Genomic DNA, 24,969 nt, shown 5'->3' with positions numbered 1-24,969 from the left:
TCTCTGCAGCAAACAGGGATTGCCCGATTCCATCTAGATGATGGGGGGCAATCCCTGTTTTCTTTAAGGAGTGTAAAGGGTCGATTGAAACCGGATCGCATTGCGTACGCTTGTCCATAGATCGGCGCTTTCGCCACCCATATACCAATAAGCATATCCGGCGACGGCATGTGATTCCGTAAGGCTCATCTTACGCGAAATCGAGCGGCCGTCTTCCAGCCAAATCTGATGATGCGCTCCTAGCGAATCGTCGTATTCGGAGAAGTACTGGCCTAGTCGATCGTCCCATTGCAGCGTCGCGCGATTCGTAAGAATGAGCTCGTTCTGCTTCTGTAATTCGATATCGGATGCGACCGTGCTGCCTTCACTGGTTACGGTCCAGTCGCGCGTATATAGCGGAAAGCCGGCAATAATTTGACGGGAAGAAACCTTCTTTAACAAAGCTTCGAGCCCTTGCTGCAGCCAGGGAAGCGATGAGACCGAACCAGCTTGCGGCGAAGTGCTCCAATGCTCATCATAGCCCATAAGCACGATATATTCGGCTTGCAAACCTAATGCGGCATAATCGAATACGTCAGTCCAATCGGTACCGAAATCAGGCGAGACGTTCACCGATAGAACAGCGTGAACCGCGAGCAGTTGTTTATGCAGCTCGGTGATGAATAAGGTGAACGAATCCCGGTCCTGCGCCATCATATTCTCGAAATCGATATTTAGCCCGTCGATGCCGTAACGGCTGACACGATCGGTCAACTGCTGGACGAAAGCATTGCGCTGGTCCGGATTGGACAACATTTGATGCGTCGATCGCTCATCTGACCGGTTGCCGACCATGGCCCATACGTTCTTGCCTCTTTGGTGCGCCCAGTTAACGAGGGAAGAGTCGGTACAATCTTCGAAAGCGCCAGTGGGGCTTAAAAAAAACCACCGTGGAGACAACGTATTCACCTCAGACTGAAGGATTTGCTGTTCGAACTGTGCCGTCGTCAGGCCGTATTGCCAGCCAAGATGGATTCGAGACGGTGCGCTTGCGGTGATCTGCTTCGCCCAGTCTGGATGGGACCATACCCGGTCTAGAAGCACCGCAGCCTCCTGCCGGGTTATGGAATCGTGTGGACGGAACCCGTCCTTGTCGCCGCGCATCAGATTTAACTGATACATTCGAATCACAGACGGAAGTGCCCAATCCGCAATCGTTTTCTGATCTTTATAGACGGAGACGGAACGGTCCGATGCTGTGTCTGCTGGCTGCTTCAATGCGCGTGACAGCAGGACAGCCGCTTCTTCGCGCAATACCGGGCGATTCGGTTCGAACCGGCTCGCGGATATGCCCTGTGCGATGCCGAGTTGAACCGCTGGCTGAATCCATTCGTAATGCCAAGCATCAGATGGCACGTCTTCGTAAGTCAAGAGAGGCGCGGACAACGGCTGGATACCGAGCGCACGGTCTAGCATCGCTGTCATCTCCGCACGCGTAACCGGTTTATTCGGCTCAAACCGCCGATTGCCTGTCCCGTTCATAAGATGGTTCTCCGTAACACTGATAATGGCCGATTTCGCGTAGTTGTTTCCTATATCATCATAGGGCAGATCCGTCGCTGCCTGTGCCGCAAAGGTTGGAGCAGCTTCTGCTCCGATAACGACGATTCCCATTAGAGAGGCCAGCATGCCCAAGACGGTTCTAAGAACGGTCATTTCTTGTAATCTCGCTTTCGATTCAGAATTATAGAAAAGTCTATCCTTCTATCGTAATGATTCGGTCGCGGATTCTACACCCTCAATTAATGGGAACATAATTATGGAGGATTATTCCTATACAAAAGCACCGGTGCGTGAGATGATGTTGTCCAAACGATTCGAAATTCGGCAATCGAAGAAAGGGCGAGCAGTCATGAAGTGTGCGGTATTGGACGATTATCAGAACGCAGCAATGTCGATGGCGGATTGGTCTGTTATCACGGATCGTATAGAGTTGAACGTGTATCATCAGCATTTTGACGATGAGGATGAACTGGTCGCTGCGATCGAGGACTGCGAGATCGTCGTAATCATGCGGGAGCGTACGCCGTTTCGCAGCGGATTGCTGAAGCGGCTGCCAAGGCTGAAGCTGCTTGTGACGACGGGAATGCGCAATGCCTCGATTGATCTTGTTGCGGCAGTCGAACAAGGTATTGTCGTATCCGGAACGCGAGGGGGAGGAGAGGGGACGACCGAACTGACGTGGGCGCTCATTCTCGGGTTGACCCGGAAGCTTGTTCAGGAAAATGAGGCGCTGCGGACCGGCGGTCCTTGGCAAAGCACAATCGGGGTCGATCTGTCCGGCAAGCGGCTCGGTCTGCTCGGACTTGGCCACATTGGAAGCAACGTCGCTCGAATCGGACAAGCTTTCGGGATGGAGGTAGCTGCTTGGAGCGCTAATCTGACGGCGGATCGAGCGGCTGCGGTGGGTGCGACGCTTGCCTCATCCAAAGAGGAACTGCTCGCAAGCAGCGATTTCATTTCCATTCATCTCGTTTTAGGCGACCGGTCAAGAGGGCTGATCGGCGCTCGCGAGCTCAACCTGATGAAGAAAACGGCTTATTTGATTAATACATCGCGTGCGCCAATCGTGGACCAGGATGCCTTGATTCAAGCGCTGCGCAGCAGTTCGATTGCAGGTGCAGGATTGGATGTGTACGAACAGGAGCCGCTTCCGGCAGATGACCCGCTGCGCACACTACCGAACGTGTTCGCAACGCCTCATATCGGATACGTGACAGAGGCGGCTTACCGTAATTTCTTCCGCGGAATTGTTGAAGATATCGAAGCCTATCTGAACGGCTCGCCGATCAATGTCCTAAAGCCGCAAGTATAAAATGTAATAAACCTCCTGCGCCATAAGCTAATGAGCTGTGGCATCGGAGGTTTATTATTTTATGTCTCTTCAGGATAAGGGAATAAATCTGCAATTCGCGTCGTCTGGCCGTTTGTATTCACGAACACGACATGCTCGCGGCGCAGCTCTCGAGGGCTTGTCAATCCGCATGCTGCCGAGAGGGAAAACAATCCTTCGCGCATCTGCAAGATATAGTTCATGACTCGCCATTGCTTCTCTTCGGGGGCGAGCGCTTGCTGGTACTTGGAGTCGGTCGTCGTAATGCCGGTCGGGCATTTGCCCGTATGGCACTGAAGCGCCATGATGCAGCCGTTCGCCATCATGAAGCCGCGTGCGGAGTTGACGCAATCGGCTCCTAAAGCCAGCGCGATCGCTACTTTGTCCGGTGTAACGAGCTTGCCGGATGCGAAGATCCGGAACCGATCGCGAATGCCATATTTTCTGGCCGTATCGTCAAGAATAAGGAGGCCAGCAAACAGCGGTAAGCCCATGCTGTCAGCCATTGCTTTGAACGTTGCGCCCGAGCCGCCTTCCGAGCCGTCCACCGTTATAAAGTCAGGATAAATATCGAGTTCTTTCATCGCATTGAACAGCGGAACGAGACGATTGGGGTCGCCTACAACAATCTTAATGCCGACCGGTTTGCCGCCTTCTACCTGCAGCGTGCGGATGAACCGAAGCGCCTCGTCCGGATTGCTGAGCAGCTCGAACCGGTTCGGTGAGTTCACGGATTTGCCAACCGGCACCCGGCGAGCAGCCGCGATTTTCTCGTTCACTTTCGAGCCTTCTAGATGGCCGCCGCGAATCTTAGCGCCTTGATGGAACTTCAGCTCGAATGCTTTAATGTTGTCGATTGCTGCTTTCTGCTTAAACTCTTCGATCGAGAACCGGCCTTCGTCGTCGCGGAACCCGAACATGCCAGGACCGATCTGCGAGACGATATCGGCGCCGGTATCCAGATGGACGTCAGCAACGCCGCCTTCGCCCGTATTAATCCAAGAACCGCCTGCCATCTTGGCTCCGCTGCCGGTCGATTGAATATAGTGCTCGCCGACGGCTCCGTACGAGGTTGCGGATGCGCCGAACAGACCTTTCAACCGCCAAGGGTATTTGCGGTTCTCGCCGACAATGATGGCGTCATCGTCAGGGAGCAGCCATTTTTTAACTTGATCGTCAATCATTTTTTCTTTGCGTGTGAACACGCCTTCTTCGGTAATGACATATTTCTTACCCGGTACGGTTGTGTCATTATCGATCCGCAGCTCTTGGGCGAGCTTCGGAAACATCGCGTTGGACAAATAATAGCCTGGCTTCTCATAATCTCGTTTGCCCCCGAACGAGATCAGATCGGTCCGGTATTTGGCTGCGAATACGAGACCGACGAAATCAGCACGCGAGAACGGTCTGCCGTCCGTATCGTTATCGAACCAATATTGGCGGAATTCAGGTCCCAGTTTCTCGAGCAAATATCGAAGCCAGCCTAGAAATGGATGTGCACGAAGGATTGAATGTTTCGGTTTCTTCGACAGAACATACATATAACCGAGGAATCCGACGGGAACCAGCAGCAACAATACGACAATTAATATGATGATTAGAAGTACAATGGACACCAAAAACCCTCCCGCAGCTTATTGTTGTAAAGATGTGCCAGTTTTATTATCGCACATTTCCAGTTGGAGGGATGCAGAGTTTCTTTTTTTTCAAAATTTATATTTACCTGACCACCATTTTTTGATACGATATTCGCAACGTTCAAATGCGATGAAGAGACGAGTAAATAAATAAAATTCTTTTCCAGAGAGCCCCATTATGCTGAGAAGGGGTAAAGAATTGTTTATTGAACAAAGACTCTGAGCAGCGCGCCGGAAGCCGATTCGAGCAGGTGGCGTGCCAGGAGCTCCTGTTACAGAGCTAAAGTATAAGCATTACTGACGTAATGCCGTACTTGAAGAGGTTGATACGGTGACGTGTCGACGAATTTAGGGTGGTACCACGAGGAATCTAATCTCGTCCCTGAGACTATGGAGAAGTCTTGGGGGTGGGATTTTTTTGTTCATAGAAATTGGAAACTGCTTTGTATTTTCGACATAAGGTACATGAAGTAGTATCCATTGATAACGTTTAAGCAGTCTTGATACAATGAATATGCCTAAATGAAAGGATTGAATAGATCATGTCAGCAAAATTGAAAGTAGGTATCGTCGGAGGAACGGGTATGGTAGGGCAGCGCTTCGTCGAGCTGCTCGATCAGCATCCATGGTTTGAGGTAACGGGCATTGCAGCAAGTGCAGGCTCCGCAGGCAAAACGTACGAAGAGTCGGTTAAAGGAAGATGGAAGCTGTCCACTCCGATTCCGGAAGCAGTGAAGAACATTGTCGTGAAGGACGCTTCGAAGGTTGAAGAAGTAGCGTCTGAAGTTGATTTCATTTTCTGTGCTGTTGATATGAACAAGAAAGACATTCAAGCGTTGGAAGAAGCGTATGCCCGCACGGGAACGCCGGTTGTCTCCAACAACTCGGCTCACCGCTGGACAGCGGACGTGCCGATGGTTATTCCGGAAATCAACGACAATCATCTAGAAGTAATCGCTGATCAGCGCAAACGTCTGGGCACGACGACGGGCTTCATCGCGGTTAAGCCGAATTGCTCGATCCAAAGCTATGTGCCGGCACTTAACGCGCTGCTTGATTTCAAGCCTACGGAAGTTGTCGCTTCGACATATCAAGCAATTTCCGGAGCGGGCAAGAACTTCACTGACTGGCCGGAAATGCTCGATAACGTGATTCCGTACATCGGCGGTGAAGAAGAGAAGAGCGAGCAAGAGCCGCTGCGCATTTGGGGTACGGTCGAGAACGGCGAAATCGTAAAAGCAAGCGCACCGCATATTACGACGCAGTGCATTCGCGTTCCGGTAACGGACGGCCACTTGGCGACGGTATTCGTGAAGTTCGAGAACAAGCCTTCGAAAGAAGAAATTCTCGCACGTTGGTCGCAATTCGCAGGCAAGCCTCAGCTGCTTGAGCTGCCTAGCGCTCCGAAACAATTCATTACGTATTTCGAAGAAGAGAACAGACCGCAGACGAAGCTGGACCGTGACATCGAGCGCGGCATGGGCGTATCGGTCGGCCGTCTCCGTGAAGATTCGCTGTACGATTACAAATTCGTCGGCTTGTCGCATAACACGGTACGCGGCGCAGCAGGCGGCGCTGTCCTGATCGCTGAGCTGTTGAAAGCGGAAGGCTACATTCAAGCGAAATAATCAAGAATATACGTTATAAATACAATAGGGCTATCCCGTAAGTCATCTTCGAATGGCTTGGGATAGCCCTTTTTTCTATTTTATCAAGAAAAAAGCTCTGGAAACCACGTTCCAGAGCAGTCGTGTATACGGTTACAATTTGCTTTTCAAAGAAAGCAAATACTTGAGAACTAACCCAAGAGCACCGACATAATAGCCGACCGATACGAGCCAACCCGTCTTGTCAAGCGCGGAAAGGCTGGCAAGCAGCAGAAGCGGAAGGACGTAGTACAGCATGTCTTGCAAGTAATCGAGGATCAACGAAGGAGAGAATTTGCTAGTGCGAAGAGATTTGTAGAGGCCGGCCAGGAAGTCAAGAGCCATGAAACCAAGCACGATCCAAAGCGAGTAAAGCATCCAGTCTGTGAGCAACATTGTCATATTGATCACCTCCTCGCTGGAGGATCTATTTGTTTATGTGCTTTATCATATGCCGCTTGACACTGATTCGTAATAGGACATCGTCATTATTTTAATAATTTCGTTAAGAATAACGCTCCGTTAGGGCAGGACATACTGTCATTCCGCTTCAATTGGATATTCAATTCCAAGCATGCTTAAGCCAAGCTTCACATTCGCCTGTTTGAGTTGTTCCGTCAGCACGGTTGCATAACCCCGAATCTTCGGCATTTCGAATCCATGCTCCGCTAGGAACAGTTTCTTCTCATCGAGATAGGGCTGAACGGCAGTGCGGCTGAGGAAACCGAACATTTCGCTCTTGAGCATAAGTGTAACTATTATGCCGGTATGATCGAGCTGCATGGACGGGATATATCCAGGACCGACGATGCTCTCGAACCAATCTGGAATGTCGAAGCCGGCATGGCAGTAGTTCGGCGAGAAGAAATCGTCCCGTTCGACCTGAAGTCCTTCTTGTGCCGACACGAGTACAAGTTCATCTTCGAACAACGGGATATTCGTTATGCGAGGATGCTCATGCGGATCGAACCGGACCGCAATATGAACGATGCCGTCGAGTAAAAGATCGCGGATCATATACTCAGCATCGATATAGCTGAATATTTTCAGCGCGATGGTCGGATGGCTGCGGCGGAACGCAATCACATGTTTCAAATAACGATGATGCCAGACGGCTCCCGGGCCGCTAAGAACGATGTATTGATCGAACTGCTCGGACAGAGTCAGCTTGCTCTCCTCATACAGTTGAACCATTCTTTCCGCGTACGGATAGAAGGAGAGACCGGCTTGCGTCAATCGAACGTTGCGGTTATCCCGAGCGAATAATGGCTTGCCGACCGTAAGTTCCAATGCTTTGATTCTGGCGGTTATGGCTGACTGGGAGATGAACAAATGCTCGGCAGCTTTAGTAAAATTGAGTGTCTGTCGTACGGCAAGAAACGCCTCGAGCTGAGCGAAATCCATAAATCCACTCCTCCTATCATTCATATTATGAATGATTATAATGCGAATAATGCGTTGTACAAATAATAACCCAAAGCATTATGCTAGTCCAAGAAGCATCAAACGCAATGAAATTTTTGTGATTGGATGGTGGATGATTGATTAATAAGCCATATTCGATCGAGATGGTGACGACAAAGATGGAACGTCTTGATGAGTTAGCTCAGTTGCTCGTCGACGTCGTAGAGGATGGGGCATCGGTCGGATTCTTGCCGCCGCTGAGCTTGACTGAAGCGGCCGATTATTGGCGGTCCGCCATTGATCCGGACGTTAGTCTGATTATCGCAACGGTCGACAATCATGTGGCGGGTACGGTTCAAGTGCAATATTCCGTTAAGGCAAACGGAGCGCATAGAGCCGAAATTGCGAAGCTAATGACGAGCCCCAAGTATCGACGCCGCGGGATTGCCCGTGCACTTATGCAAGAGGCTGAGCGAATAGCGAAGGAGAGAGGCATATCGCTGCTTGTGCTCGACACAAGAGAAGGGGACCCTTCCAATAAGCTCTATCAATCGATGGGATATGTGGCTGCAGGATCCATTCCGGAGTATGCACGATCTGCCGATGGAGGATTGCATGCTACGAACTTTTATTACAAAAAACTGTAAAAGCTAAAAACAAAACAAGGCCGCGCGATGTACCCTGCGGCCTTGTTTTGTTTTTAATAAGGTCAGCTCGTGTCGAAAAATTTACTGGAAAATAATATCGAAAAGAGAAGGTTTGCATCGAAAGATGTCGAAAATGTCAGTATGACATAATTCAAGGGGAACTGACAGTGAACTTTTGGATATTTTCAACACGATTATGTATGGTCACCGTGATTTTATTCGTCATGCTAATGCCAGTAATGCATGCAGAACAGGCAGGCGATCAGTCTTCCGTTCGATACATCAACAATTGGCTTCAGCGTTGGCAGACCCAATCGCAAGATACGCCTGGCGGGCAATGGACATCGGTTCGATTGTCGGAAGAACGTGCACCTGAGCTGCCTAGCGACGCGAAATCGGTCTGGATCCGGTTCGACCTGCCCCCAAGCAGCGAAGAAGAAAGCCTCTTTATTCCGAATTTGTACGCGAAGGAAGTATCGATTACGATGAATGGCACGCTCGTCTATCATTCCTCGCGATCCTACTCGTATGACAAATATCGGATCGTCACCGCGCTTCCCGATCTGTCGAACGGCGGCGAAGTTATGATTCATGCCGAGACGGACCGCGACCGGGCAGGTCTTAGTAAAGGCTTCTATGTAGGCCCGCATGAATCGATCGAACAAATGAATGCGAGAGCGAACATTCGAGATATTGTGCTTGGCGGAGGCTTTATATTCGTCTCGCTCGTCATGTACGCATGTATGTGGTTTCTGAAGCGCAACCAATGGGGGCCTTGGCTGTCACTTAGTACGATGATTCTCTCCATCGGTGTGATGATGATTACCTATGCGCCATCGATTTATATGTATTTTAACAGCTTCGGAGAATGGTTCTATCAGATGTTCGATACATCGCTTGTATTCTTTCTTCCTGCTCTTACCTATTTCTTCGAACAAATATTCGGTCCGGGCAAGTACCGTTTCTTCACCCGGTTCCGGAAGGCGCAGATCGCTTACTCGTTGTTCTTATGCGCTGCATTGGTGACGAATATTTTGACGGACGGACAATATTTCTCCATCTATTACTTCTTCGCAGTAACCGTACTGGGCATTATTATGATCATTCAATTCCCGCTTATCTTAATCGCTACTATCGTCTATGCCAAGCGGGGGAATAAAGATGCAGGCATATTAGCAGCAGGAATCGGAGCGTTCGCCGTAATCGGTACGGGGGAACTGATCTGGTTCTATATGCAGGAGAAAGCTTATGATCTGTATCTGTGGAAGCTCGGAATCGTACTGTTTATCGGATCTCTCATTATTCTGCTCGGCAGAAGGATGGCGGACAACCATAAGAAAGTGATTCAATATTCGAAGGAGCTTCATGAGTACATCGGTAAGATGCAGCATTCGGAAAAAATCGGAGCCATACATGAGCTGGCGCCTTCGATTGCACAAGAAGTGAACGAACCGCTTGGAAAGACGAAGGAACTACTGCTCCAAATCGCTGGACGCGCAGAGCAGGCTAGAGAGAGCGGTCACATCAAGCTTGCAATCGAAGAACTGGAACGTGCCTCATCGATATTGAGCAACTACTTCAATCTGATGGACGGGTCTGAAGCCGAATCCAGCCATCTGCATATTCGAGAAGAGCTTGAACAAGTCAGTGATATCGTTCAGCCGTTTGCCATGCTTCAAGGAGGCTTCATTGAGTTGGATGCAGCGGACAATTTGTATGGGTACGGGAATCGTGACCAGTTCAGACAGTCTCTGCTTAATCTCATCAAGAACGGGTTGGAAGCTTTGGACGGAGAAGGACGAATTCGTCTCAGCGCCTACTTGGAACTGGATTCGATTGTAATACTCGTTGCGGATAACGGAAGAGGAATGGACGAACAATCCTTGAACCGGTTGGGGAATCCTTACTTCACTGCCGGTAAAGCCAATGGTACCGGACTTGGTTTGATGACGACTTTCCAACTGATCGAACGAATGAATGGGACTTTATCGTTCACCAGCACCATCGGGGAAGGCACTACGGCATGGATTCGCATACCGGCCGCCGCTGACAGCAAGGCAGCTCAATAAAATAACGCGCCAGGCGCTTAGCGCCTGGCGCGTTCGATTGATTACCACATTGCGACTTGGGACTTAAGATTGCTAATACCAGAAGTAGGTGCTGGCGGAATCACGAGATAAAGGCTGGATTCCGTTTCTTCAACGACCGTTAACTGAATGTCCGCAGGAATTTCAATACCGAATACAGCTAGAATCGCTTCTTTCGGATTGTCGAGCAGTTGTTGTTTGAAGACCGGGTCGCCCCATGCTTTCTCGATAATTTGAGCTTGCAGCTGTTCAGATGATAAGGACATGTCGTGTAACACCCTTTCTGTAAGGTATAGGTAAATTGTACCATGCCTCATCGACAAATTCTACTAAAAAAATCTATTTAACGCTAAATACATTGCTATTATACTAGAAGAACTAGGCCGAACATCCCGATCGAATAACCTGCTATTGCTGATCGTTGTTGTGTACCTAGCAATTTGCCAGCGTATAAGGCTTGCTTCATCATTTCGCCACCTAATTCGACGATTATTTACTGCAAGGGAGGTGTAATAATGTCTGCGCAACGCATAGCACTCATCTTCATGCTCTTCATTGTTCTCGTATGCTACTGCGGACAGGCGGCGGCCGCAAGTGCTGTTACTTCGACAACTTCGAGAATATCGTACGATATCAAATGGCTGGACACGCGTGACGAATCGCTTATACCCAAATTGGCGAATGAGCCGGGAGGATGGACCGGCGTATCTCCAATTTCTGGCCAGCCGTTCAACCATGAGGACAAGTACAGTTTTCTTGTCCGTATTACCCTGCCGAAGATAGCGAACGGCAGCGGTATCCTATTCGACGAATTGACCGGACTTCGCTTTAAGTTGATGAAGCGGGATATCGTATTATACGATTATACCGCACATGGGCGGTACCCTTATCACCGCATACTTGTACCGCTTCATCCTTCTGATTCAAATCAAACGCTCTATTTGTACGGCAAGACGACTAATCGAGCCATCAGCATCGGGATAGGTCAAGCGCCGCTTGTCGGGCCATACGATGAGCTTTCCTCCCGCTATACGAGAGCGGATATTTCGAGCATGACGTTAGGCGTCACCTTATTATTCGTAGCGACCGTCATGTTGATCTGCTCGATCTTCTTAACGCGCGAGCAGCTTAGAAATTGGCTGTCGCTCAGCATTATCGTGATGGCGATTGGTATGCTGATCGTGCTTAGCTGTCCGTTTCCTTATTTGTTTTTCAGTGATTTTACGGCATTCTATGATGTTCTGTACGATACGGCGCTCTATGTATGTCTTCCTGTAACGGTTTATTTCTTCGAGCAATGGCTTAACAGCCGTTGGCGGCGATTGATCCGGTATTGGCGCTATGTTGTCACATTGTGCAGTGCTGTAAGCTTGGTGGCAGCATTCTTGAACGAGTGGACGGCTGGCCGTATAAGCGGGGAATACATATGCCTTAAAGGCGACCTGCGTGATGTTCTTCTCATCGTTTCGGTTGTTGTCATTACCTTACACGTGTTGCGAAGCGCATGGGAACGCAACAAAGAGGCGATTGTGATCTGCATCGGCATTGCAGTTGCGCTAGCTGTGGCAGTCGCTGAGTTCTGCTGGCTGTTCGAACAATTTGGACCAAGTCCCTTTGAGCTATGGGAATGGCCATTAACCGGATTTATCTTCCATCTGATTGTGCTGTTAAGCAAACGTTATGTGAATGAGCATGCGCAAGCTGCATCGTATTTAAGAGAACTCGAAATGTATCAGCAGCAGTTAATGGTATCGACACAGATGGAAGCGGCCAGCCAGCTTGCCGCCTCCGTGGCGCATGAGGTACGCAATCCGCTATCGGTTACTCGCGGGTTCGTGCAGTTGTTAAGGCACCGAACCGCTTCGGAAGCAGAGCCGCTCCAAGAGGCGTTGGAAGAGCTGGACCATGCCCACGATGTCATTACGAATTACTTGAAATATGCGAAGCCGGAAGCGGACGATATCGATCTGCTGAATGTTCAGGAGCTACTGAAAGAAACGATTACGATCCTGAATCCGCTGCTCGTTGCGCAGCGCGTAGAAGTGGAATGCCACTCGGAAGGGACGCTGCTTATCCGGGGCAGAGCATCGCATCTGAAGCAAGCGCTCATTACAATTCTGATGCAGCGGATCCATTCCTTGGAAGGACAGGGGCGGATTGTGATGCATGTATACGCGGATGATGGGCAAGCCGTCATTCGCATGACAGACGATGCAAAGCCGTTCATCACGACTCCGCTATTGATGCCGGATGTTCCGCTCGCGAATCTGATGACGGATGCCGGACTCATCTTTGCTTTACGAAGCATTGAATCGATGAACGGCAAACTGATCGTGAAGAAGCGAAAAGGCGGCTCGGAATTGATCATCCGGGTTCCGATTGCACCAATTCTTGAATAAAGCAGGAACAAGCCGGCGGACAATCGCCGGCTTGTTGTCATTTTGCTATGTAAATAAAGGGTTATTTCGCGAGTCCAGACAAGTAGTGGATGAATCCGCCGCGCAACAACGACTGCTTTCTTGCCGCAATGCTGCTGCATGCTTCTTGCAGATGAACAAGAAGCGATTGATGAAACGCGATGAGATGGGGGAACGACGAACGGTGAGGCAGCAACGTCTCATGTTGAGCGGATACGTAGAAATAGAACTGGCTCATCACATCCGTCGTGAACAGGCAGCGGTTCGCAAGTTCTGGCGTTACGGTGTCCTTCATTGATAACTGCTGCTGCTGACGGATCATATCGATCAGGCTGTTGTCGCTCTCTTCGTGTAAATCCTCTTCCCAATCCATCCAGTCGTCTACCATCTGAAGGGTGGCGAGTACTCGATCGATCAAACCCGAGACTTCTTCTATACGTGAATCTTGTCCGCCGAGCAGCATCGCGCCTGTGCTGGCCAATTTAACGGGGCTGGCTTTGCCAGCCAGACTCTCCGGTGCATATTCGAAGCAGTTCCGTTCTTGTGCGGACGTGACACGAAGCGACCATTCCTCGACATACTGTCGATGATAACGCCAGAATGGCGAATCGGACGGAAACAGCTCGCGGTACAAGTCCGAATACGTGGTCTGGAACAAATTGCCGAGCGCAAGTTGATGCTTCCAGCCCGCCGGAGGATTATCCATTAAATCGTCTTGAATGAAGAAGTAGAGCATGACGAATACATTAGCCACGGACAACCTTCGGCTACTTTGTTGATCATTGCCAGCAGCCTCTCTTACCCAGTAGGGGAGCAGATAACAAATATAGTTCTTCGTGCTTTCTTTTGCAATCGGATTGAAACGGTTCATATAATCAAGCGCCTGTTCGCGAAAAGGAGACGGATACTGCTCTATTCGTTCGTTCGCGATTCGAAAAACATGTTCCATTTCGGTCTTGTACGAGACGTGCCATTCGGTCATGGAATGATCCAGCTCCCCTATGCATTTGTTGTATGCCTGTCACTCGGATTATAGCAATTCCATGTTCTATCGACTAGTAGTTGCCTCTTTTCAATCAAAAAATGGTAGCCAAAAGAATATCTAATTAGTGTCAAAAAGAAAAGCGGTGCCATTGCGCCCGTGTTATCGTAGGAGGGAATTGCGTTTTCCGAAGGGGAGCGCCGAGAGGAGGGAACGCAAGGCGGGTCGCTAGCTTAAGAGAATGTTCAAAGTAGAAAGGATGAATGTTTATGCGTAAAAGTTGGATTAGCAGTCTAATCGTCTGTCTGCTGATGTCGTTCACTCCGGTGCTTGGCGCGAAAGCGCATGCCGCAGATATGGAAAGCCTGATTGCGAGAATGGGATATGGCATTAACATGGGCAATACGCTTGAGCCTCCTTATGAAGGAGAGTGGGCAACGGAAGCGCGCGAATATTATTTTGACGACTATAAAGCAGCAGGTTTCCAGCATGTCCGTATCCCGATTCGTTGGGATAATCATATGAGCAAAACGTATCCGTACACGATCGATGAAAGCTTCCTCGACCGTGTCGAGCAAATTATCGATTGGTCGCTGTCCAGAGGATTGATTACGATAATTGATTCGCATCATGACGAGTGGATTATGGATGATTACGATGCTAACATTGTCCGGTTCGAGAGCATATGGAAGCAGATCGCCGAGCGGTTCCAAGGCAAGTCGAACGACCTGATCTTCGAGCTGCTGAACGAGCCGCACGGCAATATTACTGACACCCAAGTCAACGACATGAACAGTCGTCTCGTCTCGCTAATCCGGGATACGAATCCGGACAGGCCGATCATTATCGGTGCTGGCGGATGGAACAGTTGGCGTTCTCTCGTCTACAGCATGGAGGTGCCTAACGATCCGAATCTGATCGCTACGTTCCACTATTACGACCCGTACACGTTTACGCACGAACTGACCGGCACTTGGGGATCGGAATCGGATCAACTGGAAATTCGTCAGGCGTTCGCCGCCGTTCAAGCCTGGTCGGAGAAGAATCACATCCCTGTGTATCTAGGCGAATACGGCGCGAGAGTCGAGAATGACCGCGCGTCCCGTCTGTCTTATTATGATTTCGTTTCCGATCTTGCGGCACGCAGCGGATTTCCGTCAGCGGTGTGGGATGATGAAGGATGGTTCAAGGTCTATGACAGAGGCGTTCGTACGTTCGATGAGGATATCGTACACAACATATTAAACGAAGGGCCTTTCACATGGCCGGACATCGAACAGCCAGAAACGGTTTCGCCTCCGGCATTTCCTCCGGTTTACGCCTACGGCGAGCAGACGCTTGACGATTTTGATCAAGCCGGGGATGCGTGGGGATCTTACAGCGGCAACGAAGCCGCAATCGAAGCTTCTATTGTGCCTAACGGCTCGGGCCAAGCGATGCAGGTTGCCTATACCGGCTCGCAGTCGGGTTATTGGGGAGTCGTTCAAGGGCTGCCGACGGACTTGAGCCCCTGGGTTAAGCTGGCGGTAGACGTGAAGGGGTCGAACTCAAACAGTTTCAACCTCGTACTGACGGAGAATGGTAACGGTGGAGATGGAGAACAGTGGAAATATACGATTTCACCGACGAATTCGTGGTCGACATTCGTCATTCCGTTCGATCATTTTACGAAACGAACCGATTATCAACCGCCTGGCGAGGACGCGAATAACGTGTTGAACTTGAACAAATTGACCAATATCCAGCTGCTGCAGAACAATGCAGGTTCCGGCACGATTCAAGTGGACAACATTCGGGTGATCGGATTGCCGGAAGGTACCGTGCAGACGCCGGCCTTAACGGCGGAAGCAGGCAATGCGCAGGTTGCGCTTCATTGGAAAGCAGCGACGGGCGCTCAGACATATACCGTTCAACGCGCAGAAAGCAGCGGCGAATTCGTGACCGTTGCAGAAGGGATTACGGGCTTAAGCTATACGGATAGCGCAGTTACGAACGGCACCAGCTATCAGTATCAGGTCGTTGCCGTGAATACGGCAGGGACAGCTCTTACGAATACGGCTTCAGCAGCACCGGTCGCACCGTTTAAGCTTAAGGCTCAATATCGTGCGCTTGACCCTAATCCGTCTAACAATTCAAGCACTCCGAACTTTATTATCCGCAATGATGGAGAGAATGCGGTCGAGCTGAGCTCTGTTAAGCTGCGGTACTATTTCACGAAAGATAGTTCGTCCAACTTTAATTTCTGGACTGACTATGCTGCGATCGGGCGCAGCAATGTATCGGCCCGCTTCGTTGCTATGAGTAATCCGACCGCGAGTGCCGACACGTACGTGGAACTGACCTTCAAGCCGGAGGCAGGCACACTGGCAGCTGGTGCGAATACAGGTGAAATCCACGGCCGATTCAGCCCGGTAGATTGGATGAACATGAACGAGCTGAACGATTACTCGTTCCATTCAGCTGCGGCGAGCTTCGCAGATGCTGATCATGTAACGTTGTATGTGAACGACTCGCTCGTCTGGGGAGTAGAACCATCATAAAGAAATGACCGTGGCTGACGTACTGTGGGGGCAGTTCCATACAAAATTAAACAAGATCTTGAAATGAGTCGAACGGGTATGGTAAGATACGTTTAATTTATGACGGATAGGGATGAGAAGATGAAGAAGAACGTGTAATATTTCTTGCTGATGAATTCACGGATTGAACAGACGATGGCGAACACATTCGCGTATCAGACGTTTATTTGTGATGGCAAGAAAGTTACATGCTCTTCGAACTCAACCCTAATACCATTTCTATGCCCTGTTTTGGGCTGGATTTTGGTGTATATGGATTTGAGCCGCGAGAGGTAACTTTCTTGCGGCTCTTATTTTATATACAGGGGGACAACTCAATGTCACAAATAAAAGTATCGAACCTTACCTTTGCCCATTACGGCAGTTACGATAATATTTTCGAGAATGTCAGCTTTCAGATTGATACCGATTGGAAGCTTGGATTTACAGGCCGCAATGGACGTGGAAAAACAACCTTTCTGAATTTGCTGCTGGGCAAATACGAATACAGCGGGACCATATCGGCGAACGTTCAATTCGAGTATTTTCCATATTCGGTAGATAACAAGGATGACAATACGATCGATGTATTGGAGAGCATCTATCCGGACTATGTCCAATGGGAATTAATGCGCGAGCTCTCGCTGCTGAAGGTTTCGGAAGAGGTGCTGTACCGTCCGTTCAGCTCATTGTCGAACGGTGAGCAGACGAAAGTGCTCTTGGCCGCGTTGTTCTTGAAAGAGAACAGCTTCCTGCTGATCGATGAACCGACTAACCATCTAGACATGCACGCGAGGAAGTTGGTCAGCCAATATTTACGTTCGAAGCACGGCTTCATTCTGATCTCGCATGACCGGGCATTCTTGGACAACTGCGTCGATCACATTCTGTCGATCAACAAGACGAATATCGATATTCAACAAGGCAATTTCACTGAGTGGTGGGAGAACAAGCAGAGACAGGATAACTACGAGTTGGCTGAGAACGACAAGCTGCGCAAAGATATCAAACGGTTGGCGGATGCAGCGAAGAGGACGAGCGATTGGTCCGATGCGGTCGAGAAGACGAAGAACGGTTCAAGAAATGCCGGCTCCAAAATCGATAAAGGCTATGTCGGCCATAAGGCAGCCAAGATGATGAAGCGCTCCAAATCGATCGAACAGCGCCAGCTGGATGCGATCGACGAGAAGTCGAAGCTGCTTCGTAATATCGAGAACGCCGACAGCCTCAAAATCGCGCAGCTGCCGTATCATAAACAGCAATTGGTTGAGCTTGAACGTGTCTCGATCCTTTACGGCGATAAGAGCGTCTGCACGGATATTAGCTTGACGATCAATCAAGGCGACCGGATCGCGCTCTCAGGCAAGAACGGCTCCGGCAAATCCAGTCTGATCAAGCTGATATGCGGGGAAGAGATGGATTACACAGGGACGCTGCGCAGAGGCAGCCAGCTCAAAATATCGTATGTCTCGCAGGACACGTCTCATCTTCAAGGCAATTTAACGCAATATGCAATCGACCGGGGCATAGACGAAAGTCTATTCAAAGCCATTCTGAGAAAGCTCGATTTCTCCAGAGTGCAGTTCGAGAAAGACATCTCTGCATTCAGCGGCGGCCAGAAGAAGAAGGTGCTCATAGCAGCCAGCCTGTGCGAGAAGGTGCATTTGCATATTTGGGACGAACCGCTTAATTTCATCGACGTCATTTCCCGGATGCAGATCGAGGATCTCCTGCTCGGATATTCGCCGACGATATTGTTCGTTGAGCATGACCGGGTGTTCTGCGATAATATAGCGACGAAGGTCATTGAACTGTAGAGCCGACCCATTATCTGCTTGCGGGCGAACAGGATATGACACGAAAGAAGTGACCAGCATTGGACGAACTGGACTACCGGATAACGGACCGTTGGAATGAAGAGGAGTGGACCGAAGCCGAGCGAATCTATAAGGAAGCCTTTCCGCCTGAAGGCGCCAAAAGCCGGGACATCATTCGCGGCATGTTCGCCAAAAAGATGTGCCAACTGCATATGATGTCGCGGGACGGAAGAATGATTGCGATGGCATTGACCGGGATCGATTCCAGTCTGAACGCCTTGATTGTCGATTATATCGCGGTAGGTGAGGATGCTCGCGGCGAAGGAATCGGCAGCCGGCTGCTGGACCAAATCAAGGAGTGGGCGCGCGATACGGCGGGTTGCATAGGCATGATCGTGGAGGTTGAAGCTGAACCGACGGATGAGAACCGGCGAAGAATTCGATACTGGCTGTCGAATGGGTTTAGCCTGACGGATTATGTTCATTCGTATATTTGGGTTCCCGAGCCGTACCTTGCCATGTACTTGAACTTTGAGGAGACTGCGTATCGTCTGCCGGATGACGGCAAACGATTGTTCCGCAGCATTACGAAATTCCATGAGAAGGCTTACCGCCGAAGAGAATAGGTTAGAAGGCCATTCCGACGCTTCCTCGAAGCATACGGAATGGCCTTTATTCTTTATGGCATGCTGTTCAAATATGGCTTCACGGTCGTCGCAAACTTGTAGCCCGTTGTTGCATCCCAGTTGATCGACCACGTCATCGCGCCGCGAATGTCCGGGTACTTCGCAACCGGTTTATAGCTGCCGCATCCGGTGCCCGTTGCCAGACAACCGAGTGCTTGATTCACCACTTGCGGAGTGACGTAGCCGCCACCCGCAGCTGACGATGTTGCTGGGACGCCGATACCTAATTGGGATGGGGCGACCCATTGAAGCGTCAAATCCGACAGGGCGGTCAAGAAATCAACCGTTCCTTGCGAATAACATTTGCCGTCACGGCCGAGCATACAGCCGGAGTTGTAATATTGGACGTTGATAACGGACGTAATATCTTTCAAATTGTTATATAGCTGCAAGTAGGAAGAGGTCGCATATTGCATATCGATCGTCTGCGGCGCCATCGTCAGGACGAAGTTCGAGCCGACCTTCTGCTGCAGCTGACGTACGGCAGATGTCATATTCGCAACATTGAGGCCGTGCTCAAGATCGATATCGATGCCGTCAAAGCCGAATTGCGTGATGAGGCCGTACATACTGTTCACGAAGTTGCTCACATTCGGCGACGCTGTGCTCAGGTCGATGTTGCCTTTTTCCCCGCCGATGGACAAAATCACTTTCTTGCCTTGTGTATGTTTGGCTTGAATGTCACTGATCAAGTTAGCATTCGTATAACCGCCAAGCGCGGAAGACAGTCCGGAATCGACATTGAACGTCACACCGCCAGGTTTGCTCGAATCCATATCGGCGAAAGAGACGACGATAATGTCATATTCGTTAGGTACAGCGCTAAGCCGTACATTGGACGAACCGTTGACGAAGTTTTGCCAGTAGCCCGTCAGCGTATGTTTCGGAAGCTTGGAGCCGCCACCGCCGCCTGGGTCTGTAGGTCCGGTTGTCGTACTTACCGCACCGCTGGCAGCCGAAATGTTGCCAGCCGCATCTTTCGCTTTCACCGTGAACGTATAAGAAGTGCTAGCTGCTAATCCATAATTCGTGAACATGAGCGTGCTGCCGTTCGTGCTGCCTGCAAGCGTGCTTCCGCGGAATACATCGTAGCCGGCAACGGCAACGTTATCCGATGATGCATTCCAAGCCAGGGTGACGCTTGTTGAGGTCGTTGCCGTCACACGAACGTTCGTCGGTACAGAAGGAGCGGTTACGTCGCCGCCGCCACCACCGCCGGTACCGCCGCCTTGTGTAAGGCCCCATAGTGCAGGCACGTTGGATGGTTCCCAGCCGACTAGAGACGTGTGGCTTTGAATACATTTGTACGTTGCGCCGTTGTACGTAACCGTGTCGTTCACGGCATACGATACGTTAGGCGCCCATGCTCCCCGGTCGGCTGCGGATGCGGCCGGGATGAACGTGACGAGCAGTGCAACGGACAGTACAAGCGACAATACCATGGTGAAAACTCTCGAATGACGAGCAGCTTTCATAAACTTTCCTCCTGTCAGGTTTTGGAATGGTAAAGCTATGGGATTGCAAATTTATTATTGAGGAAAGGGAGAGAGTGCCTCAAGAGGAAAAACCTACAATCGAGGGATACAATTCGAGCATGTTAATACAGTAAATTGTTGCTATTGGTTATTCGCGGCCTTAATTAAATCATAGCTTGAAACGGAAATATTTCGTGTTGTTGGGTTGCTGTTAATGGTCTAAACTGGAAATAAATCAGATTCAACGAGAGTTCACGTCGGATTATGCGACAGGAGACCATAACAAAGTGAACGAAGAATATCTGCAAGCATCGTTAGTGAGAAAAGCGCAGCAAGGGGACCAAGAGGCGCTGTCCAGTCTCATTCGTCAGCACCGTATGAAGATGCTGAATTGGGCGAACCGTATTGTCCGCAATCCGGCGAAAGCCGAAGATATCGTGCAGGATGCGCTCATTCAGACGCTTCGGCGAATCGGGAGTTTGGACAATCCGGACAAGTTCTTGCCATGGCTTCGCACACTGGTCCGCAATCAGTCTCTTATGGCGATGCGCTCGCCGTCAACCCGGCTTGAACTGCCGGCGGACTTTCAAATGTACAATGAAAGTGAAAGCAGCCGTAGCGATGACACGCTGGAGGATCCTCTGTTACAAGCACTCGGTAAACAAGCGTTAGCAGAGGTTGAGACGATGCGGGGCAGACTCGGCCCGCGCGAAAGGGCCGTCATCGGATACCATGTGTTGGAAGGGCTTACGGTCCCGGAGACGGCCGAAAGACTCGCCATCAACCCTGGTGCCGTCTATACCGCTTTGTCGCGGGCAAGAACGAAATTGACCGATTTCCGGTTCGAGACGGAGATCGATCTCTATTTGTCATCTAAACGCAGGAATAACCAGCCGGAAACTGGGCATGCCGCCAATGCGCGATATGAACGGTATGCCGGTGCTTACGATACACTTTGCTCCATGATGTTGATCACGGCGGCAGCTTATGGATTTCGCCATTTAACGTTGACGGACATGTTCGCGGCCACCGGGCATGCTTTTCGGTTCCATGCTGCCCGTGATCTTGGGATAAGCGGTCCTTACAGCTACGATTGGAGGGCATCCTTATCGGCAGGATGGACCCATCTAGGCCTAGCGGCTGCGTTATTCGGAGGGCCGAATACGTTGCTTCAACAACCGGACGAGCTAATCGTATGCATGGACGAAATCCGTCAGGCATTGGCAATGGGGCGGCCGGTTATCGCTTGGGGGTTGAACAATGCGGAATTCGGCATTATTACCGGATTCGATGACAGCAAGCGGTGTTGGTCGATTACTGACACTTCTGCAAGCGGCAAGCTGCTCCCATACTCGAAGTTAGGACGGGGCAAGCAGCCGGTAGAATGGTTTGCCGCTGTTCCGCGGCAGCCGTTCGTAAGCAGTCATCGTCCTCATCCAATCGCAAGTATCTTAAAACTCGCGGTAAGTAATATTCGCGGCGGCGAGTCGAATCAGGATGCTGCAGTCAGCGGTGCAGCCGCTTATCGAATGTGGATCGATTCGTTCAACGCTCAGAAGCCGGCCTGCCGATTAAGCGTCGCATACAATATGGCCGTTGTGGCGGAAGCCCGCAAACATGCCGCCAAGTTTCTGCAGCAGACGTTAGATGGCACGAGCTTAGGCGGCAGCTTGCCGGAATGGACTAGGCTTGCTGTTCAACATGCAGCACGGCTCTTCGATCAAGCTGCCAAGCAACTGCATTCGGTCGTTAGTCTGTTCCCGCTTCCGTATGGCGCCGATCCGGCATCGCCGGGACCGGCTGACCGCGCGGCCGGTCTGCTCAGCCGTGCTGCTGCACTGGAGCTAGAAGCCGCCGCAGCGCTGGAGGAAGCCTCATTTCGATTGAACCGTCATTACCCTATCGAATGGAGGATGTAAGATAATGGCGTGCTGCTGCATCACATTCGATGAGGGCAAATACAGCCTATTCCAAGCGAGAGGAAGACGAGTAGAATGAATAACTATGCAGCGGCAACAAAAACAAGCTTCATCCACCCGATTCGCAATAAAATAGGGGGCGTATTCATCCATGTCAGCAACATGGAACGGTCCGTCAACTGGTACCACCGATTGTTCGGCATGCCGGAGCGGTCGGCCGCAACGGAGAAGGTACATGACATCACGATGGATGGCGAAACCGGGTTTGTATTAGATCAGAACGGCTATGACAGCGGCTTGCCTGCTGAGCAACGGGCGCTGCTCATGCTCGATTCGCCGGATGTCGGCGCAGCTTACCGGTTCGTTCAACAAAGCGGTATCGAAATCGTCGAGGATATTATGCAATTCCCCGGAATGGCATTCTTTACGTTCCGCGACCCAGACGGCAATCTGCTCATGGTTTGCGGCAATCCGGGTACTGAAGAAGAGACCGGGACGGAGGAGACTGCCGCTGAATCAACTAGCCAGAACGAACCGGTCCGTTACGATGCCGGCGGAACGGTCCTTCATGCAAGCGGGCAAGCGCAAGCTGCACTTGTAACCTCTTCCGGACTAGAATTGACCGGGCATGCCTATGCGGAAGGGGAGTACGAGACTCCGCTTCGTATCGAAACGACCGTCAAAATTAATCAAGGTGCGTTATATCTAACATATGGGAACGGCCTTGCCGCATTAAATTTCGGCAATTCACCGGAAGTGCAGGAGCATGGTACGGGAGACGATCTGTTCGTCGTTCACCCTAAGCTGAATAAACATTTTACGTTTCACCACAAAGGTTCCATCCCGGTTGGAGAGTGGGCGCGTGTGGAATGGACGATCGATGAACGCTGGATGGAAATTCATGTTGACGGCCAGTTGTTCCACCGCCAAGAAGGCTATTTCGGCAAAATGAACGGCAGGGCTGGCATTGCTGGCGTCATGGGGCAAGTTACCGTGAAATCCTATGCCGTTGAATCGCTGACACCGGAAGACCATGCGGTATGGCTGGCGGTGAGTGGCAGCGCCTCAGCCGAAGACCGGCTGATCGCCGATGCCGCTTGTCAAGCTGCAGCGACTAACGGAGGTTTGTGGCTGAGCGGCGGCGAAGAAGGAGGATTTGCCCGCACTGGCGGCGTTTATTCGGCGCCCTTCACGTTCGCTGCCGAGCTTCAGAGCTATACGCGGTCGGCTATTTTATATGGCGGTTTCTCCGCCATCATCAAATGGAATAGCGAAGGCAAGCTTTTGTTCACCGATCCGCAGTCGAGAGAAGAAGTATGGGTAGATGAGGCAAATCTTCCTTATGGGGATTTCGCGAAGATCGAGTGGAAGCTGGATCAAAGCTTCACTTCCTTGAGCATTAATGGTTCTGTCGTATTGGAGCGGAGAGGGAATTATGAAGACTGCCGCTTCAAATTGGGAATCGGAGCGGAAGCGGGCAGTGCGGTCACGGTGAGATCGTTATCGATAGACAGTTAATAACGATATTCAGAAGTAGGGGCTGTCCGATAAGTCATCTAATGACTTGAGGAGAGCTTTTTTTTATTGCTGGGGGATGGGATCGATAACGATTCGCTTCTTATGACATTAATATTATCTATGGCAAGATAATAAATTTACAATTTCACTTATTTCTAAGCAGAGACTACACTGTACGAAGAACAAAAACATGCGGGAGTGAATGTGGATGGCGGGAAGTACATTTGGCTTACAGTTGACCATGACGACTTTCGGAGAATCACACGGCGAGTCGGTAGGTGTTATCGTGGACGGGGTCACGCCGGGAGTCGAATTAGACGAGGCTTACATTCAGACTCAGATGGACCGAAGAAAACCAGGGCAATCGTCGGTTACAACCCCGCGCAAGGAATACGACAAAATCAGAATCGTGTCCGGCCTCTTCGAGGGACGCACGACGGGGACGCCGATCTGCATCATGCTGAACAATGCCGATATGCGGCCGTCAGCATATGAAGATATTAAAACGATGTATCGGCCTGGACATGCGGATTATGTGTATGAGAAGAAATATGGAATTCGGGATCATCGAGGCAGCGGAAGAGCCTCGGGAAGGGAAACCGCCGGAAGAGTGGCAGCCGGTGCAGTGGCCCGCAAATTGTTAGAGAACCGGGGCGTATCCATACTTGCTTATACAACGCAAATTGGCGGCATCCGTTCGGAAACTTTCGATGCCGCGCAGATCGAACAGAATGCGGTGCGCACATGTGATGCGGCAGCGGCGGAACAGATGATCGAATACATTACCAAGCTCGCGGCGGAAGGCAACAGCTGCGGAGGCGTTGTGGAGTGCCGAATCAGCGGCGTCGCAGCAGGCTTGGGAGAACCAGTATTCGATAAGCTGGATGCCGAATTATCCAAAGCGATGTTGAGTATCGGAGCCGTGAAAGGGATCGAGTTCGGGGCAGGCTTCCAAGCTGCCGCAATGCTCGGAAGCGAGCACAACGACGCTATGGATGCGAACGGGTTTCGGACGAACTATGCCGGCGGCATCGTCGGCGGGATTAGCACCGGAGAAGACATCATTTTTCGAGTGGCGGTAAAGCCGACTTCATCGATCTCCATCCCTCAGACAACCGTAGATGTCGATGGGAATGAACGAGAAATAACGACCTATGGCAGGCATGACCCGTGCATATGTCCTCGAATCGTTCCCGTCATCGAGGCGATGGCATGCATGGTCATCGAGGATCACTATAAACGACAGGCAGCATTACGGTTCGAGTAATCGCTGTGCATAGAGGTTTCATACGATTCGATTCGAG

At 50.6% G+C, this 24,969-nt stretch carries 18 protein-coding genes and 1 other annotated feature; of the genes, 11 read left to right on the top strand and 7 right to left on the bottom strand.

All coding sequences use genetic code 11. The annotated features are described in order from the left end of the window. Positions 1-63: 63 nt before the first annotated feature. Positions 64-1,695, bottom strand: a complete 1,632-nt coding sequence (locus tag PKO01S_RS01630; protein WP_127529524.1) for an S-layer homology domain-containing protein — start codon at positions 1,693-1,695, stop codon at positions 64-66. Positions 1,696-1,798: 103 nt separating this feature from the next. On the opposite strand from PKO01S_RS01630, the gene PKO01S_RS01625 reads away from it, so the two are divergent. Continuing rightward, positions 1,799-2,854 (top strand): D-2-hydroxyacid dehydrogenase family protein, encoded by a 1,056-nt coding sequence (locus PKO01S_RS01625; protein ID WP_246070402.1) that lies wholly within the window; start codon positions 1,799-1,801, stop codon positions 2,852-2,854. 59 nt (positions 2,855-2,913) lie between these two features. Here PKO01S_RS01625 and PKO01S_RS01620 read toward each other — a convergent pair whose 3' ends face one another. Beyond that, complete coding sequence (locus PKO01S_RS01620; protein ID WP_174818534.1) at positions 2,914-4,482, bottom strand: FMN-binding glutamate synthase family protein; 1,569 nt, start codon at positions 4,480-4,482, stop codon at positions 2,914-2,916. A 148-nt stretch (positions 4,483-4,630) separates the two neighbouring features. Further along, positions 4,631-4,896 (top strand) — a binding site (T-box leader). A gap of 155 nt (positions 4,897-5,051) precedes the next feature. Between PKO01S_RS01620 and asd the strand changes: the two genes are divergently transcribed. Beyond that, positions 5,052-6,137, top strand: coding sequence for an aspartate-semialdehyde dehydrogenase (asd, locus tag PKO01S_RS01615; RefSeq protein WP_127529522.1), 1,086 nt, complete (start codon positions 5,052-5,054; stop codon positions 6,135-6,137). A gap of 132 nt (positions 6,138-6,269) precedes the next feature. On the opposite strand, the gene PKO01S_RS01610 is transcribed toward asd, so the two are convergent. After that, positions 6,270-6,557 (bottom strand): hypothetical protein, encoded by a 288-nt coding sequence (locus PKO01S_RS01610; protein WP_127529521.1) that lies wholly within the window; start codon positions 6,555-6,557, stop codon positions 6,270-6,272. A gap of 138 nt (positions 6,558-6,695) precedes the next feature. After that, positions 6,696-7,559 (bottom strand): LysR family transcriptional regulator, encoded by an 864-nt coding sequence (locus PKO01S_RS01605; protein ID WP_127529520.1) that lies wholly within the window; start codon positions 7,557-7,559, stop codon positions 6,696-6,698. A 164-nt stretch (positions 7,560-7,723) separates the two neighbouring features. Here PKO01S_RS01605 and PKO01S_RS01600 point away from each other — a divergent pair, with 164 nt between their 5' ends. Both PKO01S_RS01600 and PKO01S_RS01595 read left to right on the top strand, forming a co-directional pair. After that, entirely contained in the window at positions 7,724-8,206 is a 483-nt protein-coding gene (locus PKO01S_RS01600) for a GNAT family N-acetyltransferase (protein ID WP_127529556.1), read from the top strand. A 167-nt stretch (positions 8,207-8,373) separates the two neighbouring features. After that, a complete protein-coding gene (locus PKO01S_RS01595; protein WP_127529519.1) occupies positions 8,374-10,275 on the top strand; it encodes a sensor histidine kinase in 1,902 nt (633 codons plus the stop codon). A 41-nt stretch (positions 10,276-10,316) separates the two neighbouring features. On the opposite strand, the gene PKO01S_RS01590 is transcribed toward PKO01S_RS01595, so the two are convergent. After that, positions 10,317-10,559 carry an NHLP leader peptide family RiPP precursor gene (locus PKO01S_RS01590; RefSeq protein WP_127529518.1) on the bottom strand — a complete coding sequence of 81 codons (243 nt, stop codon included), beginning with the start codon at positions 10,557-10,559 and terminating at the stop codon, positions 10,317-10,319. Positions 10,560-10,808: 249 nt separating this feature from the next. Here PKO01S_RS01590 and PKO01S_RS01585 point away from each other — a divergent pair, with 249 nt between their 5' ends. Further along, positions 10,809-12,692: a sensor histidine kinase gene (locus PKO01S_RS01585; RefSeq protein WP_127529517.1), complete on the top strand. Its 1,884-nt coding sequence runs from the start codon at positions 10,809-10,811 to the stop codon at positions 12,690-12,692. A gap of 61 nt (positions 12,693-12,753) precedes the next feature. On the opposite strand, the gene PKO01S_RS01580 is transcribed toward PKO01S_RS01585, so the two are convergent. Further along, positions 12,754-13,692, bottom strand: coding sequence for a hypothetical protein (locus PKO01S_RS01580; RefSeq protein ID WP_127529516.1), 939 nt, complete (start codon positions 13,690-13,692; stop codon positions 12,754-12,756). Positions 13,693-13,961: 269 nt separating this feature from the next. On the opposite strand from PKO01S_RS01580, the gene PKO01S_RS01575 reads away from it, so the two are divergent. From PKO01S_RS01575 to PKO01S_RS01565, 3 genes are all read left to right on the top strand, one after another. Continuing rightward, entirely contained in the window at positions 13,962-16,232 is a 2,271-nt protein-coding gene (locus tag PKO01S_RS01575; RefSeq protein ID WP_164779416.1) for a CIA30 family protein, read from the top strand. Between the two features lie 356 nt (positions 16,233-16,588). Continuing rightward, entirely contained in the window at positions 16,589-18,067 is a 1,479-nt protein-coding gene (locus tag PKO01S_RS01570; protein ID WP_127529514.1) for an Lsa family ABC-F type ribosomal protection protein, read from the top strand. A 59-nt stretch (positions 18,068-18,126) separates the two neighbouring features. Continuing rightward, complete coding sequence (locus PKO01S_RS01565; protein ID WP_127529513.1) at positions 18,127-18,693, top strand: GNAT family N-acetyltransferase; 567 nt, start codon at positions 18,127-18,129, stop codon at positions 18,691-18,693. Positions 18,694-18,746: 53 nt separating this feature from the next. Here PKO01S_RS01565 and PKO01S_RS01560 read toward each other — a convergent pair whose 3' ends face one another. Further along, the gene (locus PKO01S_RS01560) at positions 18,747-20,228 is read right to left on the bottom strand and encodes a chitinase (RefSeq protein ID WP_127529512.1); all 1,482 of its coding nucleotides are present in this window, start codon (positions 20,226-20,228) and stop codon (positions 18,747-18,749) included. A 287-nt stretch (positions 20,229-20,515) separates the two neighbouring features. Here PKO01S_RS01560 and PKO01S_RS01555 point away from each other — a divergent pair, with 287 nt between their 5' ends. The 3 genes from PKO01S_RS01555 (at position 20,516) to aroC (ending at position 24,932) form a co-directional block, all read left to right on the top strand. Further along, positions 20,516-22,147, top strand: coding sequence for an RNA polymerase sigma factor (locus tag PKO01S_RS01555; protein ID WP_127529511.1), 1,632 nt, complete (start codon positions 20,516-20,518; stop codon positions 22,145-22,147). Between the two features lie 75 nt (positions 22,148-22,222). Next, on the top strand, positions 22,223-23,665 hold the full coding sequence (locus PKO01S_RS01550) for a VOC family protein (protein ID WP_127529510.1): 1,443 nt from the start codon (positions 22,223-22,225) through the stop codon (positions 23,663-23,665). A 208-nt stretch (positions 23,666-23,873) separates the two neighbouring features. After that, positions 23,874-24,932, top strand: coding sequence for a chorismate synthase (gene aroC, locus PKO01S_RS01545; RefSeq protein ID WP_127529509.1), 1,059 nt, complete (start codon positions 23,874-23,876; stop codon positions 24,930-24,932). The last annotated feature ends 37 nt before the right edge of the window (positions 24,933-24,969 follow it).

The organism is Paenibacillus kobensis NBRC 15729 (genome assembly GCF_004000825.1).
GTDB classification, from domain to species: domain Bacteria; phylum Bacillota; class Bacilli; order Paenibacillales; family Paenibacillaceae; genus Paenibacillus_T; species Paenibacillus_T kobensis.
This window is presented reverse-complemented; position numbering and strand designations above follow the sequence as displayed.